Genomic DNA, 15,683 nt, shown 5'->3' on the forward strand with positions numbered 1-15,683 from the left:
CATCCCTTCGGGAGCCATGCCGGGTTTTTATGCCCGGCCATCGATTGTCTGCTGACAAGCTGAATCGTTTCACTTACACTCAGACTGAATCGTTTCAGCGAATTGATCAAGTACCCACAAAGAGTGCTTTTCAATGATATGATCCCGCGCACACTTTTCGGTGCCCTCACCAGGCAGTGCCCGTGGGCCTTGCAACTCAAACAGAGCCAATATGATGAAACTGGATGAAATCGCCGCCCTCGCCGGTGTCTCGCGCACCACGGCCAGCTATGTGATCAATGGCAAGGCCGATCAATACCGCATCAGCCAGGTCACCCGCGACAAGGTGATGGCGGTGGTCACCGCCCACAACTACCAGCCGGACAGCCGCGCCGCCTCCCTGCGTGGCGGCCAGACCAGGACCCTGGGCTTCATCCTGCCCGACCTCGAGAATGCCAGTTACGCCAAGCTCGCCAAACGGCTGGAGCAAGGGGCGCGGGTACAGGGTTATCAGCTGCTGATCGTCTGCTCGGAAGATGACCCCGCCACCGAGAAGGAGCTGGCCGAGATGCTTGCCAGTCGCCATGTGGATGCGCTGCTGGTGGCCAGTTGCCTGCCACCCGAAGATCCCTTCTACCTTGGCCTGCAGACGCGCGGCATTCAGGTGCTCGCCATCGACCGTGCCATGGCAGCCGACAAGTTCGTCACCGTCGCCAGCGAGAACCAGAAGGCGAGCTTTGATCTCACCGCCTCCCTGCTCTCGCCGGCAATCAAGCACATCGCCCTGATCACCGCACTGCCGGCGCTCACGATCAGCCGTGAACGCAAAGCCGGCTTCGAGCAGGCTGTTGCCAGCCACAGCACGGCTTGCCATCTGTGTGAAGGGGCCCATTTCTCCCGCGCCGAAGGCTATCGCCTGATCAAGACGCTGCATCAGCAGCTCGGCCAGCTGCCCCAGGCACTGGTCGCCACCTCCTACATCCTGATGGAGGGGGTGCTCGACTATCTGCTTGAGCAGGAGACCGACATGAGCCGGCTCGCCATGGCCACCTTCGGCGATGATCGCCTGCTCGATTTCCTCCCCTTCGGCATCAACTCCCTGCCCCAGCAGCACGATGCCCTCGCCAGCCAGGCGCTGGAGCTGGCCCTCAAGGCGATTGGCGGCGAATACCAATGCGGCCTCCACTATGTGAGCCGCACCCTCAAACGCCGCCGCTGATCCCCTCTCCATGGCGCGCCGCTGCGGCCTCCCTCGCAGCGGCGCGTTTTTTCACCACCCCAAAACCATATCTGTCATCATTTATTTCCACATATTCTGCCAACCCAGTACAAAATCCGCTTTTTCAGGCTTGTTTCCACCATTTTGATCCGTTAACTTGGCAACCAACTTTTACAACCACAGGTTTTTCGTAACGATGGGTTCACTCCGATATTGCTAGCCTCCGGTCTCGACCCCGGAGGCGCCTTGCCAACACCTCATATGCCTGCTGTGCACCGCGCAGTTTCTCGATTCGGATGGACACCATGAACACCAAAACCCTGGGATGTACCCTGTTGATTGCCGGCACCACCATAGGCGCCGGCATGCTGGCCCTGCCGCTGGCCTCTTCGTCGCTCGGCGGCCCCGCCACCCTGCTGCTGATGATCGGCCTCTGGGCCCTGATGGCCTTTACCGCCATGCTGCAGGTGGAAGCCAGCCTCAACACCGGCAAGTGGTACCTGCACCAGCTGGCGGATCACCTGCTCGGCCCCTGGGGCAAGCGCATCGCCTCCTTCTGCATCCTGATGCTGTTCTACTCGCTGGCCTCCGCCTACATCAGCGGCGGCAGCAGCCTGCTGGCCCAGGCGCTGGCCGATGCCGGCCTCCCCCTCAGTCAGGAGCAGGCGGCCTGGGCCTTTACCCTGCTGTTTGGCGGCATGGTCTGTGTCGGCACCAAGCAGGTGGATTACCTCAACCGGCTGATGTTCACCGTCAAGCTGGTGATCATGGTGGCGGTACTGGCACTGCTGTTGCCGCGCACCGAAGGGCAGCACCTACTCGCCCTGCCGCTGGGCCAGGGGCTGTTGCTGGCGGGTCTGCCGGTCATCTTCACCTCGTTCGGCTTTCACGGCTCCATCCCGAGCGTGATGCTCTACCTGGGGGACTGCCCCAAGCAGCTGCGCCGGGTCTTCGTGTGGGGATCCGCCCTGCCGCTCATTCTCTACGTGCTGTGGCAGGTCGCCATCCTGGGTCTGCTGGGTCAACAGGCCCTGCTCCAGAGCGGTGGCGCGCTGGACACCCTGCTGGCCAACGTCGGCAAGCTGGTGAGCTGGCCCGCTTTCAACCAGGCCATGCACCTGTTTGCCGATCTGGCGCTGGCCACCTCCTTCCTCGGGGTTACCCTGGGTCTGTTTGACTTCATGGCCAAGGTGACCCGTCGCAAGGACAACTGGCAGGGTCGCACCCAGACCGGCCTCATCACCTTCGTGCCGCCCCTGCTGTTTGCCCTCTACTTCCCGCAGGGCTTCATCATGGCGCTCGGCTACGCCGCCATTGCGCTGGCGATACTGGCGGTACTGCTGCCGGTGGCCCTGGTGTGGCAGAGCCGCAAGCAGGCCGAGACGCACCACTACCGCGCCCCGGGTGGCGTGCTGTCCCTCGGCCTTGCCGGTGCCATGGGCGTGCTGATCGTCGGGGTGCAGGTGAGCGTCAGCATGGGACTGTTGCCGGCGCTCTAAGCCAGAGCCGGTATTGCATGCCCCAATAGCAAAAAAGAAAAAGCCCCTCCAACCCATTTGGCGGGGCTTTTTCTATGTCATCGGTATATGCCATCGATATAAAGGGACCCACCGGTGCGGTGATCATCTCCTTGTGCATCAAACGTTCATATATGCACCATGCATCGACACTCTGTATATATGTGAACAATTCTTGTACACTGATAACAAATCGCCTTTTTGGCAACAGAATACACGCTCAATCCAGTAAGGAGCCTGACATGGTCGCAACCGCACACGTTCAACGGCAAGATGGCGCCATTGATCCCAGCAAGGCGCTGCCGGTGGTGTTTCGCATCCTGGACAAATGGCAGTGCAACACAGATGAACAGTTGCGACTGCTCGGCATCTCTTCGCGTTCAACTTTGAACAAGTACAAGGAGTCCCACGGCGGGATCAGACTGAGTGCGGACCTGCAGGAGCGAATGAGCTACCTTCTCAACATTCACAAGAGTCTCCGGGTACTGTTCAGCGCGGACGAGAGCATCTATGGCTGGGTACGCAAGTCCAACAGCCACCCCTTCTTCGCCGGCCGCAGCGCCATGGAGGTGATGCAGGGTGGCCGCGTGGCCGATCTCTATGAGGTCGCTACCCGCCTGCACGCCTGGCGCGGAGGCATGGCCTGATGCAGACGCCCCCGCAGCGCGTATTCAAGGACGAGTCAGCCTACCGGATCATCCCGAGTCGCTACCCCACCATCTGCCTCTATGAGGATGTGGCCAACGCCGACGAGCTGGAGGCGGTCTGGGCCATCGAGGCACTGACCAACGACAGGCTGAAGGAAGAGGCCGGCGAGCTGACGCGGGTACCGAAAGCGGACTGGCTGGTGGGCTTGGCTGGTGGCAGCCATGTGATGGCTGCCTTCACCCACCTCAATCCGGAAGGGGCCCGCTTCACCACCGGTGATTTTGGCGGTTATTACTGCGCCCCCAACCTCGACACCGCCATTAAGGAGACGGTCTACCACCAGGAGCGCGTCTTCGGCTACACCCGTGAACCCGCCCAGAAGGTGCAGATGCGGGTGATCCATGCCGAGTTCAGTGCCAGCCTGGTCGACATTACCGGCGCGGCCTTTCTCGCCACTCCGCTCTACCATGCTACCGACTACGGATATTCCCAGGCCTTCGCCCGCGAGCAGAAAGCCCTAGATGTGGACGGCATCTGTTACCGCTCGGTGCGCCACAGCGGCCACGACTGCTACCTGCTCTATCGCCCGCGCCTGGTCAGCCGCGTCCATCAGCCCCGCCATCTGGAGTACCACTGGAACGGCAGCGCCATCGCCAACGTGCTGCAAATCAAGCTCTATGGGGCACCATAATTAATAAATGAAAGGAGCAGAGGATGAGGCAGCTACAAATAACTATGCGATGAAATTGGCTTTTTTTGGAACCTTTGAATTGACCATCTGAACTGAAAAATGCACTCTATTTATCGACGTTTATTCAGTTGAAGTGCGCTACATTTCATGGCTTCCTCTCTTCTTTCATGTAATGCAGCCGCAAATTTGTAAACATTATTTAACCTGTCACAGGGTATAGGTGAAGCTATGGAAGAAAAGATCTTTTTTAATCAGGGAAATGTTAGTGTCAGTAACAGTCGGTTTATTGTAGATGGTCAAACATACGCAATGAATAATGTGACGTCCGTCAAGTCGGGCGTAATCGAACCTAACAGGACTGGTTCCATCATCCTTGGCATCATTGGCCTATTAATGTTATTTGGAAGCAGTGGGGGCTGGCTCATTGCAGGCTTGGTACTGCTGGGCCTTGCCGTACTAGCTTGGAAAGGCAACAAGAGACAGTTCACGGTACTTTTGAACTCTTCATCGGGTGAGAACAAAGCTCTAGTAAGCACTGATGAATCTTACATAAAGACTGTAATTAACTCTCTGAACGATGCAATTGTAAGTCGAGGATGAACTCACTTACATCCAATACTACTTGTCACCCTTTCAACGGACCTGCTATCTAAAGCAGCTTGCTAGGATGATGGTCTGTTTTTGAACCAACAACCGACGTTGTATTAATGACAAAAGCCCCGCCAGACTGGCGGGGCTTTTTACATCAACCGAGCGAGGGAGCAGGCTCCCAGGCCGTTTACTGGTTGTGGGTAGCGCGACGGGGACGACGAGCCTGGGCCGGTTTGCCGGCACCATCGGCCGGACGCTGGCCGCCCTGGGGCTTGGGCTTGCCGCCGTTGCCAGTGCGATTGCCACCACCGTTACCACCGACGCCATTGCCGGAGCGACCGGCACCCTGGCGCTGGCCCTGGCCTTGCGGGCGCGGCGCACGGCGCTGCTCGCTCGGATCGCGCGGTTCTTTGCGCAGCGGCGCCCCGATGCCACGGGCGATGTTGTCGAGCGTCTCGCGGGAGGCTTCAAAACCGGCCACCTGCTCGCAGGGGATGCTCTGCTTGGTCAGCCGCTCGATGGCCTTGATGAGCTTGCCTTCATCGGCCGCGACCAGGGAGATGGCGTGACCGGCGGCGCCGGCACGGCCGGTACGGCCGATACGGTGTACGTAATCTTCCGCCACGTTTGGCAGCTCGAAGTTCACTACCTGGGGCAGCTTGTCGATGTCGAGGCCGCGGGCGGCGATGTCGGTCGCGACCATGACGCGCACGCTGCCATCCTTGAAGCCGGACAGGGCGCGAGTACGGGCCCCCTGGCTCTTGTTGCCGTGGATGGCGGCGGCGCTGATGCCGTCCTTCTCAAGCTTCTCGGCAACCCGGTTGGCGATGTGCTTGGTGCGGGTAAACACCAGCACCTGCTGCCAGTTGTTGCTGGAGATGAGGTGGCTCAGCAGGGCAATCTTGTTGGCCTTGTCGCACGGGTGCACCAGCTGCTCGATGCGCTCGGCGGTGCTGTTGCGCGGGGTCACTTCGATCACCGCCGGGTTGTCCAGGAGGCCAGTGGCCAGCTCGCGAATTTCGTCGGCGAAGGTGGCGGAGAAGAGCAGGTTCTGACGCTTTTTCGGCAACAGAGCCAGGATGCGGCGGATATCGCGGATAAAGCCCATGTCGAGCATGCGGTCCGCTTCGTCCAGCACCAGGATCTCGACTTCGTCGAACTTGACGGCGTTCTGGTTGTAAAGGTCCATCAGACGGCCCGGGCAGGCCACCAGCACGTCCAGACCACGGCGGGTCGCCATCATCTGCGGGTTGATGCTCACGCCGCCAAATACCACGTGGCTGCGGATCGGCAGGTGCTTGCCGTAGTTGCGCACGCTCTCGCCCACCTGGGCGGCCAGTTCGCGGGTCGGGGTCAGCACCAGGGCACGGATGCGGTTCGGGGAGACCTTGCGCTTGCTCTCGGTCAAGCGTTGCAGCATCGGCAGGGTAAAACCTGCGGTCTTGCCGGTCCCGGTCTGGGCGGCGGCCATCAGATCACGGCCAGCCAGTACCGCCGGGATCGCTTGTTGCTGAATGGGAGACGGGGTGTCGTAGCCTTGCTCGGCAACGGCACGCAACAAGGGTTCGGCCAGACCGAGGGAAGTAAAACTCATAGTTACCTGCTAGGGATAGGGGCGCCGGGGATCCGTGATGGGGCTCCTCTGCTGAGCCGATGCCATCTCGCCAGATCCGGGCCTGTTGAGAACACAACGATTTCCCCGGGGAGCAGAGCAAAGGGGAAAGAATAGGGGCGCAGTCTAACGGAGTTATTGAGGAGAAACGAGAAAAATGTGATGTTCCTCCCAGCATGTTTGCCAAAAGCCGGTCACCGTCCCGCCGAGAAAAGCCGTTCAAGAACTCATTCGAATCAGGCTATGCTTGATGCCAGACCATGGCGACGCCGCCGCGGCGATCCTGCAACAAGGAGGTTCAGGTTCATGCGTGTTCATTTTCTGCCTGCCGGCCGCTACTGGCTGCTTCTGCTGATGCTTGCCCTCACTCTGCCGCTGCAGGCCAACACCAGGTTGTCCGTCGCCTGGGGTCACTGGCCTCCGTTCAGCTACATCAATGCCCAGGGGACGCTGGATGGGCTGGACGTGAGCCTGACCCGCCAGATCCTGGCCCAGGCGGGGCTCACGCCCCGCTTTCGCAATCTGCCCTGGGCTCGGGCCCTTCATCTAATAGAGCAGCAGCAACTCGATCTCGCCATGGGGGCGCTCGATACGCCGGAGCGGCGTGCCTTCGCCCGTTTCTCGGCCCCCTATCGGCGCAGCACCTTTGTGCTGCTGAGCAGCGATCCCATTCCGGGCCAGCGCGAGCCCTGGCAGGATGTGCAGAGCCTGCAGGGGCTCTGCCAGCAAAGCCAGCTGCGCCTTGGCAAGCTACGCGGCACCCGGCCGACCCAGCTGATGGCATCCTGCCCTGCCCTGAAACAGGCGAGTGAATACAACAGCGACGATCGGCTGATCGATCTGCTGCTGGCCCGCCGCCTCGACGGCATCATCGTCGAGTGGCAATACGCCCGTTACCGGTTGCAGCAGTTGGGGGCCGACGGTTTTATCCACTGCCAGCTGCTGCTCCACCACCAGCCGGTCAGCCTGATGTTTGCCAACAGCGCCATCGATGACGACACCCTGGCCCGGGTCGATGCGGCGATCGCCAACCTGCCGCCGGCAAGCGGCAACCCTACCCCGCCCACCTGCCGGCTCGACAACCCGGCGGCCGACACGTCCCCTGGCCCACTCGCCAAGAGGGGGTGAATAGCCATCAAAAAGGCGACCCTGAGGTCGCCTTTCTATTGTGTCTGCGATAGCGCCACCCGATCAGCCGAGTGGTGAACAGGCCGATCAGCGCAACTGCGGAGTATGCGTCAGCACGCCCTGGTTCTGGGCACGGTGGCGCAGCAGGTGATCCATCAACACCAGGGCCAGCATTGCCTCGGCGATGGGCACGGCGCGAATGCCGACGCAAGGATCGTGGCGACCCTTGGTGATCATCTCGATGGCCTCGCCTTCGGTATTGATCGTTTTGCCCGGCACCGTGATGCTGGAGGTGGGTTTGAGCGCCATGCTCACCACGATATCCTGACCCGACGAGATGCCGCCCAGAATGCCGCCCGCATGGTTGCTGGCAAAGCCGGCCGGGGTCATTTCGTCGCGATGCTCGGAGCCCTTTTGCTCCACCACCGCAAACCCGTCACCGATCTCCACCCCTTTCACCGCATTGATGCCCATCATGGCGTGGGCGATGTCGGCGTCGAGACGATCGAACACCGGCTCCCCCAGGCCCACCGGCACATTGCTGGCGATGACCTGCACCTTGGCGCCGATACTGTTGCCCTCTTTCTTCAGGTCGCGCATGTATTGATCGAGCGCTTCCAGCTTGCCCGCATCGGGGAAGAAGAAGGGATTCTGCTCGATCTGCGCGGCGTCGAATGCTTCAGCCTTGATGGGGCCGAGCTGGGAGAGAAAGCCGGTGATCTCGATGCCGTGCACCTGTTTCAGGTACTTCTTGGCAATGGCCCCCGCCGCCACCCGCATGGCGGTTTCACGGGCGGAGGAGCGACCGCCGCCACGATAGTCGCGCTGGCCGTACTTCTGGTGATAGGTGTAATCGGCGTGGCCCGGACGGAACAAGTCCTTGATGTCGGAGTAGTCCTTGGAGCGCTGATCGGTGTTCTCGATCAAGAGCCCGATGGAGGTGCCTGTGGTCTTGCCCTCGAACACCCCGGAGAGGATCTTCACCTCGTCCGGCTCGCGGCGTGGCGTGGTGTAGCGGGAAGTGCCGGGCTTGCGCCGGTCCAGATCCCCCTGCAGATCCGCTTCGCTTATCTCCAGCCCCGGCGGGCAGCCGTCGACCACGGCGCCCAACGCCAGGCCGTGGCTCTCGCCGAAGGTGGTAACCCGAAAGAGTTGGCCGAAACTGTTCCCTGCCATGCTTGCTCCTGCTTAGCTCTTGTAAATCGCGAAATGGTCCTGGTACTGCACCAGCTCGGCACGGGTCATCACGAACACGCCGTGACCGCCGTTCTCGAACTCCACCCAGGTGAAGGGCACGTCAGGGAACTGGGCTTCCAGATGGATCATGCTGTTGCCCACCTCAACCACCAGCACACCATCGTCTTTCAGGAAATCGGCGGCATTGGCCAGCAGACGCTTGGTGAGCTTGAGGCCGTCGGAGCCGGAGGCCAGCGCCAGCTCGGGTTCGTGGCGAAACTCGTCCGGCAGATCCGACATGTCTTCGGAGTCCACGTAGGGCGGGTTGGAGACGATGAGATCGTACTTGTCGCCGACCGGCAGATCGCGGAACAGGTCGGAGCGGATCGGAATGACCTGCTGCTCCAGCCCGTGATCGTTGATGTTGCGCTCGGCCACGTTGAGGGCATCGACGCTGATGTCGATGGCATCCACTTCCGCTTCCGGGAACTCGTGGGCCATGATGATTGCGATGCAGCCGGAGCCGGTGCACAAGTCCATGATCCGGGTCGGTTCGTCTTTCAGGAAGGGGGCGAAGCGGTTGGCCACCATCTCGGCGATAGGGGAGCGGGGAATGAGCACCCGCTCGTCCACGTAGAACTCCCAACCGGCATACCAGGCCTTGTTGGTCAGGTAGGGGGCGGGAATGCGCTCCTGCACACGGCGGATGATGAGCTCGGCGATGCGGTGCCGTTCGCTGGTGGTCAGGCGGGAGTGGCGCATGGCCGGATCCACGTCCGGCGGCAGATGTAGCGCGGGCAGTACCAGCTGCACGGCCTCATCCCAGGCGTTGTCGGTACCATGTCCGTAGAAGATCCCGGCGTCGTTGAAACGACTCATGGCCCAGCGCAACATGTCCTGGATGGTGTGCATCTCGGCAACCACCTCATCGATAAATATCTTGTCCAAATCCACCTCCAAGTCGAGTAATATCCGGCCCGAGAATTCTATACAGCGAGCAAGACGAGTACCTGATGAAAAAAACGCCCTCACCGACAGACGAGGAAACCCTGCTGTTCCGCGATGCGATAAAAGGTACCCGGAAAATCAAGCAAGATACCATAAGGGCCGAGTTACGCCCGGTCAAGCAGAAACGCGAAATGCGTGAGAGCCGCGAATCCCTTGGGGTTGACCACTATTTCAGCGATGAATACCAGCCCCATCTGGAAGAGGATGGACCGACCCGTTACGTGCGCGACGACGTGTCGAAATTCGAGCTGAAAAAGCTCAAGCGCGGCAGCTATCCGCCGGAGATCTACCTGGACCTGCACGGCATGAACCAGCAGCAGGCCAAACAGGAGTTGGCGGCCCTGCTCACCCTCTGCCGACGCGAGAACATTCACGTCGCCTCCGTGATGCACGGCATCGGCAAACACATCCTCAAGCAGCGCATCCCGAGCTGGCTGGCCCAGCATCCCAATGTGCAGGCGTTCCATCAGGCCCCCCGCGAGTGGGGCGGTGACAGCGCCATCCTGGTGCTGCTGGATATCGAGGAGTAACGCCTTCGCGCCACCCGCCGGCAACGCCTGCGGTATGAGCCCCGCAATCAAGGTGCAATAAAAAACCACCGACGTCTGGCGGTGGTTTTTTATTGGTACTGGCACCTCTCCCCTAGCCTGCCGCCTCCACGTAGCGCTTGAAGTTGTCGAGGATCCCCTGCCAGCCCGCCTGCTGCTGGGCCGGGGTGTGGCTCGACTCGGCATCGAAGGTCTCCTGCACCCGGGTGCCGCCCGCCTCGCTCGCAAACTGCACATCGACCTCGCGCCCGTCATCCATCAAGAACGAGAGGCGGGTCGGCGCCTCCACCCGGGTAAAGGTGCCGGTGAAATCAAAACCTGCGCTGCCATCCTTGGCGGCCATGTGATGGCAAAAGCGCCCACCCACCACCAGATCGACCCGGCTGCTGGTGGTGTGCCAGTCGCTGGAGGCCGCATTCCACCTGGCGATGCAGTCCGGATCGTTCCAGGCCCACCAGACCGCCTCTATCTCCTGCTCGATATGAGCCTCGATGCTGATCTTCATCTCGCCCTCCCTGCTTCGTTGCGCTGACCAGACCGCTGCGCCGGATCCGGTGCCGTTTGTAGATGCCCGCAAGTAAAGCCCAATCCGGGCCGACCGGCCAGTTTGCCAGAGCGGACGCTCTGTGGCCGGCCCCTGCCCGGCTCCGTCAACCGGGCATCAAAGCGGCCGCACTATACTGAATATCAATATGTTATTCGCCATGGAGGTTGCATGTTCACACAGGGTTCCCACGCCGATATCAAGTCCTCTCTCGATGCCATCGGTGCCGCCGTCGCGGTGTTTTCCCTCGACAAGGACGATCGCTTTACCCTCATCTCCGCCAACGACACCTTTGCCCAGGCTTTCGAGCTGGATGTGCTGGGCTGCATCGGCAAGCGCCTGGGCGAGATGTTTCCCCGCTACATCACCGGCAGCATAGAGCAGCCGATGCACGAGTGTGTGAGCCAACAGACCGGGCTCGAGAGCGAGCTGCCCATCGATACCCTGTCGCGCACCAGCTGGTGGCGCTTTGTCATCTCCCCCATCATTCCCGAGCAGTCCCGCATCACCCGCATCATGGTCACCGCCATCGACATCACCGCCAAAAAACAGCTGGAGGAGGCGCTCAAAATGAGCCGCAAGCGCTTCGAGGCGGTGGTCAACTCCGCCTATGACGGCATCATCAGCGTCAGCAGCGAGTCGCGCATCGAACTTATCAACACCGCCGCCTGCGAGATGTTCGGGGTGGACGAAAGCTACCTCGGCAAGCGGCTGGAGACCCTGCTGCCCCAGCGCTTTCGGGCCAACCACGACGGCTATTTCAAGGCGTTCAGCAACTCCCCCATCAACTCGCGCCCCATGCACGCCCGCGCCTCCGTGATGGGGCTGCGCCGCGACGGCAGCGAATTTCCGCTGGAAGTGACCATCGCCAAGATCAACCTGGGTCAGACCACCGAGATGACCGCCATCCTGCGGGACATCTCGGAGCGGGCCAAGCTGGTGGAGGAGCTCAAGGTGGCCGCCACCACGGATCCCCTCACCGGGATCGCCAACCGGCGCCGCTTCGACGAGCTGGTCAAGCTGGAGATGCAGCGCTGCCAGCGCTTCAGTCACACCATGAGCCTGCTGCTGATCGACATCGATCACTTCAAGCAGATCAACGACACCTATGGCCATCAACAGGGCGATCAGGCCATCCTCAGCCTGGTCAAGCGGGTCGCCAAACAGCTGCGGGAGGTGGACATGCTGGGCCGCTGGGGCGGCGAGGAGTTCATCGTATTGCTGCCGGAAACCTCGCTGGAGCTGGCCTGGGCCAGTGCGGAGCGGATCCGCCTCGCCGTCGAGTCGCAGCTGCATCAGCTGGGCGCAGGCACCGAGGTACCGCTCACCATCAGCGTCGGCATCAGTGCCAGCCTGGGCCCGCAGGATACGGTGGAGCGCATGGTGCGCCGGGCCGATACCGCCCTCTATCTGGCCAAGAAACAAGGGCGCAACTGCTCAAGGAAGGCGCTGCCAGATTCCCCCTGATAGGCGACGCCAAGCCTGATAGACAATCATCAAACCTGGCGCCTTCCTCGATTCAAGGTAGCGAGACCATGTTCACTGCCCGGCCGGGCAAAGAAACGCTGCGGCCCGCCAGCGTCGTCACATGCCAGCGACACCTCCAGCACGGCCCCGTTGGCCAGCTGCCACTCGAAGAAGTCGTCAAATCCCGCCACGGTCAGCGCCCGGATCACCTTGGCCACCACGCCGTGCGCCACCAGCAACACCCGCTCCTGATGGCAACTCTGCGCCAGTTCCGCCAATCCCTGCCCGACCCGGGCAATGACTTCGTCCAGCGATTCGCCGCCGGGCGGTGCCTCGGCCCAGCGCCGGGTGATGTTGCGGGCCCACAGCGCAGGATAACGCTCCCGCGCCTCTTGCTGGGTCAGCCCCTCGAACACCCCGACATGGCGCTCGCGAAACGCGGGGGCAAGGATTCCCGGCAACGCCAGCTCGTCCGCCACCAGGGCCGTGCTTTGCCGTGCCCGCAGCAAGGGAGAGCTCAGCAGCCGCTGAAACGGAGCCTGCGCCAAGACCAGCATCTTTGCCTGCGTTCTGATCTGGGCCACGCCGGTGTCGCTTAGACCGATATCCAGCGCTCCCTGATAGCGCCCCTCGGCATTGGCCTGAGTTTGCCCGTGGCGCATCACTACCAATTGCATGGTCTGTTCCTTTGATTGCGGCCGATGCTCACGCTACCTCGCCCCCATGCTCACGGCTTGGGTGCAAACTGCTCGAACACCTGCTGACCAGTCAGGGTAGGTGTCTCGTTTTTCAGCTCGTAAAAATCGGGCTTTTCATCGATGAAGATCTGGCTCGCCAGCTGGAAAGATTCGTTTTGAAACAGGCCGGCCGGCACTATGTACTCATCCGTCGGCAACAGGTGATAGAAAAGGTGGGTGCCGCAGGTGGGACAAAAGCCCCGCTCCGCCCACTCCGAGGAGCGATAGGCCACCGGGGTGAGTCCGCTAAAGTGCACCTCCTTGCCGCAGTGCACCGCAAACAGCGGGCCGCCCGACCAGCGCCGACAGGTGCTGCAGTGGCACAACCCCACCTCCTTATGATCGCCGGCCGAGACCTCAACCCCGCCACACAGACAATGTCCCTTCATCACTCCTCCCTGCGTCTTGCTGTCGCTTGTCGTCGCTGACCTGACCGAGTCATTGCAGCCACTACCGGATCAGATGAGTACCATGTTGCGCCCTCGTCGGCCACCATCCCCATCACAAAACCGGCTGCGAGATGACTAACAAAGCCGCCGGCCAGCACTCCTTTAATGCAATCCGACTGCCTTCCGGGTCCTGAAATTTGGCCACCTTGATGCCCTCCCCGACCTCTGTCACTGGGATTTCGAAATGCACGGCAATAGTGAACATGGGGTTGCTCCCTGATGTTGACTCATTTACGCATACGCAGTGATGCCTTATGACGGGATGGCGGCCAATCCTTTTAACTCTTGCATGTCGTCGCCCGATAAAATATCGGCTGGGTGAGGCATGCCTGATGGATTAAATAAGGGGCATTTCAATAAGGCAACACATCATCAATGCCAAACTGAATAAATCTCAGCTGACGCCCCCCCAAGATAAAAAACTGAGTCAGTCCGATATAGATGACTGACTTACTGCATCAGCATCGGCAGCTGTCGGCTATTACCCCCCCCTCATTGGGCCCTCATATAAGTGATAAGGGCCTGAGTATCACCCTCTCTTTCCAAATTAAATGCAAGCTCAATTTTTCCATGTCGGATATTGCAAAAGGGGGACAATATGTCCCCCGCATTGGCTTGAAAAGCTGTTATCAACCACCTCGCGAATTGATATTGGCCGCTTTGCTTTATTTCGTCGGCACCAGCACCCAGGGATCCCCCTTGCCCGGTTCATTGCCCTGGGTCCACCACTTGGCCTGATAGATGGCCCCCTTGTAGCTCACCTGATTGCCTGCGGTATAGACCTTGCTGGCACTCCAGGCAGGTACATCGCCCACCGGGGGATCGGTCGGGTCAACCGGCGCAGGATCCAGCTTGGCCACCACTCTCACCTTGGGCCAGTTGGCGTGGGAGCCGTAGAAGTTGGTCACGCACTTCTCGTAATCTCCTGGCACCAGCGCCGAGTAGGCGGTCTGGAACCCCACCAGCTCACACTCGAACGAGTAGCCACCTGGCCGATCCGGGTAGTATTTCCAGTTGCCGTCCCAGTTGGTGTAGAGCACGTCGGTGGCGCCGTTGAGGTTGAGGCTGCCATAGGGGGTCTGCTGCCAGCAGGTGTTCTTCTCGTCGGCCTTGACCGGGATCTCGTAATGCTTGGCCAGCCCTTCCCAGTAGCGGATGCGGTTGACCGGCTGACCCTTGTCCTTGTTCTGCTCGCCGCACTCGATGCCGCCGTTGATGACGTTGATGGTGGTGCCAAAACCGTAGCCGATGCCAGCGGCGATCTCGCGCTGGGAGGGCACCCAGGTGCGGTCAATCACGTGCAGCATGGCAGGCTTGGGAGCCTGCGGGGTCAGGAAGAACCAGATAGCGGAGGCGAGGTTGAGCCAGGAGTCCGCCACCAGCCCGGGGTTGTTAAGCAGCACGGTCGCATCGCCGTCAAACATCGCCTCGGAGAAGGCACCGTAGTTGAAATGGTAGGAGAGCTGCTTGGCGCCGCGACCGAAATAACCCTGCCCTGTGCTGCAGGGCCACTTCTTGTTCTGCCAGTCGTTCTGGCCGCAGCCGGTGGTGTAGCCGGTCTGCCCCTCCGACCAGCCCATCTCGCGCACGTGCACCAGCGCCTGTTGCCACTCCTCCAGGGCCAACGGGTTGTCGGAGATATTCTCCTTGGCAATGTGGCCGCCGGTCTCCTGGGCGAAATGGGCAAAAGCGGTGATGATGGATTTTTTGCAGATGGCATCGGCATCACGGCCATCGGTATATTCACCGCAAAAAGCCGGGAATTTACCGACCGCCCGCAAGAAGCGCTCGTAGGTATATTCAGGTGCCGCCATCTGGGTTAAATAATCCCAGTCCGATTCGGTGAATACCCGCTCGACCCGTTTGACGTTATCCGGATTGCTCGCTGCCCTCGGTTTGATGGCATCAACAATGGTATTGGAACGTGTCGCCAACGCCTTTGCCCAAATCCCGTACATGGGATTGGCCGTCTTGGATTTTTCAACCGCCGCCAGATCCGGTGCGGCAATCACATATCCACCGGCATTTTGTGGGTCGGGTTGAATATTCATGGCATGACTTGGCAATGCGCAGGCAGCCGCAACCAGCCAGGCACAATGTGTAGGCTTGAACATAACAGACAGTCCTTATGTCAGAATAACGTCGGGATAAGAGTCGCCTCGAGAGTAATATTATCAGCCACTAAATTCACGATGAAAATTAAGAATATTATCGGAACTGTGAGCCAATTCACTCTGTCGGTCGGCCCCCATAAAATGCATTGTGAACCGATGTTTTGACGCGGCGGCCGGATATATGTAAATAAACCGAAGAAAAATGAAAAAAGAGCGATAAAGCCGCTCTTTCAACGAAACAAACGCCCCAGTCGG

At 60.4% G+C, this 15,683-nt stretch carries 16 protein-coding genes; 8 read left to right on the forward strand and 8 right to left on the reverse strand.

Features of this window, described 5'->3' with window-relative positions:
• The first annotated feature begins 211 nt into the window (after nt 1–211).
• The 5 genes from cra to BN1143_RS21660 all read left to right on the forward strand — a co-directional run bounded on the left by cra (nt 212) and on the right by BN1143_RS21660 (nt 4,654).
• Nucleotides 212–1,198 carry a catabolite repressor/activator gene (cra, locus tag BN1143_RS01745; protein ID WP_042049434.1) on the forward strand — a complete coding sequence of 329 codons (987 nt, stop codon included), beginning with the start codon at nt 212–214 and terminating at the stop codon, nt 1,196–1,198.
• 305 nt (nt 1,199–1,503) lie between these two features.
• Complete coding sequence (locus BN1143_RS01750; RefSeq protein WP_042049435.1) at nt 1,504–2,697, forward strand: aromatic amino acid transport family protein; 1,194 nt, start codon at nt 1,504–1,506, stop codon at nt 2,695–2,697.
• Between the two features lie 260 nt (nt 2,698–2,957).
• The gene (locus BN1143_RS01755; RefSeq protein WP_042049436.1) at nt 2,958–3,362 is read left to right on the forward strand and encodes an MbcA/ParS/Xre antitoxin family protein; all 405 of its coding nucleotides are present in this window, start codon (nt 2,958–2,960) and stop codon (nt 3,360–3,362) included.
• The gene (locus tag BN1143_RS01760) at nt 3,362–4,054 is read left to right on the forward strand and encodes an RES family NAD+ phosphorylase (protein WP_042049437.1); all 693 of its coding nucleotides are present in this window, start codon (nt 3,362–3,364) and stop codon (nt 4,052–4,054) included. Before BN1143_RS01755 ends, BN1143_RS01760 begins: the two co-directional genes overlap by 1 nt.
• A gap of 228 nt (nt 4,055–4,282) precedes the next feature.
• Nucleotides 4,283–4,654: a DUF6232 family protein gene (locus BN1143_RS21660; protein WP_082038396.1), complete on the forward strand. Its 372-nt coding sequence runs from the start codon at nt 4,283–4,285 to the stop codon at nt 4,652–4,654.
• Between the two features lie 178 nt (nt 4,655–4,832).
• Here the strand turns inward: BN1143_RS21660 and BN1143_RS01765 are convergent, their stop codons facing one another.
• A complete protein-coding gene (locus BN1143_RS01765; RefSeq protein WP_042049438.1) occupies nt 4,833–6,239 on the reverse strand; it encodes a DEAD/DEAH box helicase in 1,407 nt (468 codons plus the stop codon).
• Nucleotides 6,240–6,563: 324 nt separating this feature from the next.
• Here BN1143_RS01765 and BN1143_RS01770 point away from each other — a divergent pair, with 324 nt between their 5' ends.
• Nucleotides 6,564–7,385 (forward strand): substrate-binding periplasmic protein, encoded by an 822-nt coding sequence (locus tag BN1143_RS01770; RefSeq protein ID WP_042049439.1) that lies wholly within the window; start codon nt 6,564–6,566, stop codon nt 7,383–7,385.
• A gap of 87 nt (nt 7,386–7,472) precedes the next feature.
• On the opposite strand, the gene aroC is transcribed toward BN1143_RS01770, so the two are convergent.
• Nucleotides 7,473–8,561: a chorismate synthase gene (gene aroC, locus BN1143_RS01775; RefSeq protein WP_010634057.1), complete on the reverse strand. Its 1,089-nt coding sequence runs from the start codon at nt 8,559–8,561 to the stop codon at nt 7,473–7,475.
• Nucleotides 8,562–8,573: 12 nt separating this feature from the next.
• Nucleotides 8,574–9,509, reverse strand: a complete 936-nt coding sequence (gene prmB, locus BN1143_RS01780; protein WP_005300587.1) for a 50S ribosomal protein L3 N(5)-glutamine methyltransferase — start codon at nt 9,507–9,509, stop codon at nt 8,574–8,576.
• A gap of 65 nt (nt 9,510–9,574) precedes the next feature.
• On the opposite strand from prmB, the gene smrB reads away from it, so the two are divergent.
• On the forward strand, nt 9,575–10,099 hold the full coding sequence (gene smrB, locus BN1143_RS01785) for an endonuclease SmrB (RefSeq protein WP_005300583.1): 525 nt from the start codon (nt 9,575–9,577) through the stop codon (nt 10,097–10,099).
• Between the two features lie 112 nt (nt 10,100–10,211).
• Here smrB and BN1143_RS01790 read toward each other — a convergent pair whose 3' ends face one another.
• Complete coding sequence (locus tag BN1143_RS01790; RefSeq protein ID WP_017785297.1) at nt 10,212–10,622, reverse strand: SRPBCC family protein; 411 nt, start codon at nt 10,620–10,622, stop codon at nt 10,212–10,214.
• A 210-nt stretch (nt 10,623–10,832) separates the two neighbouring features.
• Between BN1143_RS01790 and BN1143_RS01795 the strand changes: the two genes are divergently transcribed.
• Entirely contained in the window at nt 10,833–12,128 is a 1,296-nt protein-coding gene (locus BN1143_RS01795; RefSeq protein WP_017780146.1) for a sensor domain-containing diguanylate cyclase, read from the forward strand.
• A gap of 29 nt (nt 12,129–12,157) precedes the next feature.
• Here the strand turns inward: BN1143_RS01795 and BN1143_RS01800 are convergent, their stop codons facing one another.
• From BN1143_RS01800 to BN1143_RS01815, 4 genes are all read right to left on the reverse strand, one after another.
• A complete protein-coding gene (locus tag BN1143_RS01800) occupies nt 12,158–12,805 on the reverse strand; it encodes a histidine phosphatase family protein (RefSeq protein WP_042049440.1) in 648 nt (215 codons plus the stop codon).
• A 50-nt stretch (nt 12,806–12,855) separates the two neighbouring features.
• The gene (locus BN1143_RS01805) at nt 12,856–13,254 is read right to left on the reverse strand and encodes a GFA family protein (RefSeq protein WP_017788011.1); all 399 of its coding nucleotides are present in this window, start codon (nt 13,252–13,254) and stop codon (nt 12,856–12,858) included.
• Nucleotides 13,255–13,366: 112 nt separating this feature from the next.
• Complete coding sequence (locus BN1143_RS01810; RefSeq protein ID WP_017788010.1) at nt 13,367–13,519, reverse strand: hypothetical protein; 153 nt, start codon at nt 13,517–13,519, stop codon at nt 13,367–13,369.
• A gap of 460 nt (nt 13,520–13,979) precedes the next feature.
• Entirely contained in the window at nt 13,980–15,428 is a 1,449-nt protein-coding gene (locus BN1143_RS01815) for a chitinase (protein WP_082038397.1), read from the reverse strand.
• Nucleotides 15,429–15,683: the final 255 nt, after the last annotated feature.

Source organism: Aeromonas dhakensis (genome assembly GCF_000820305.1).
Classification (GTDB): domain Bacteria; phylum Pseudomonadota; class Gammaproteobacteria; order Enterobacterales; family Aeromonadaceae; genus Aeromonas; species Aeromonas dhakensis.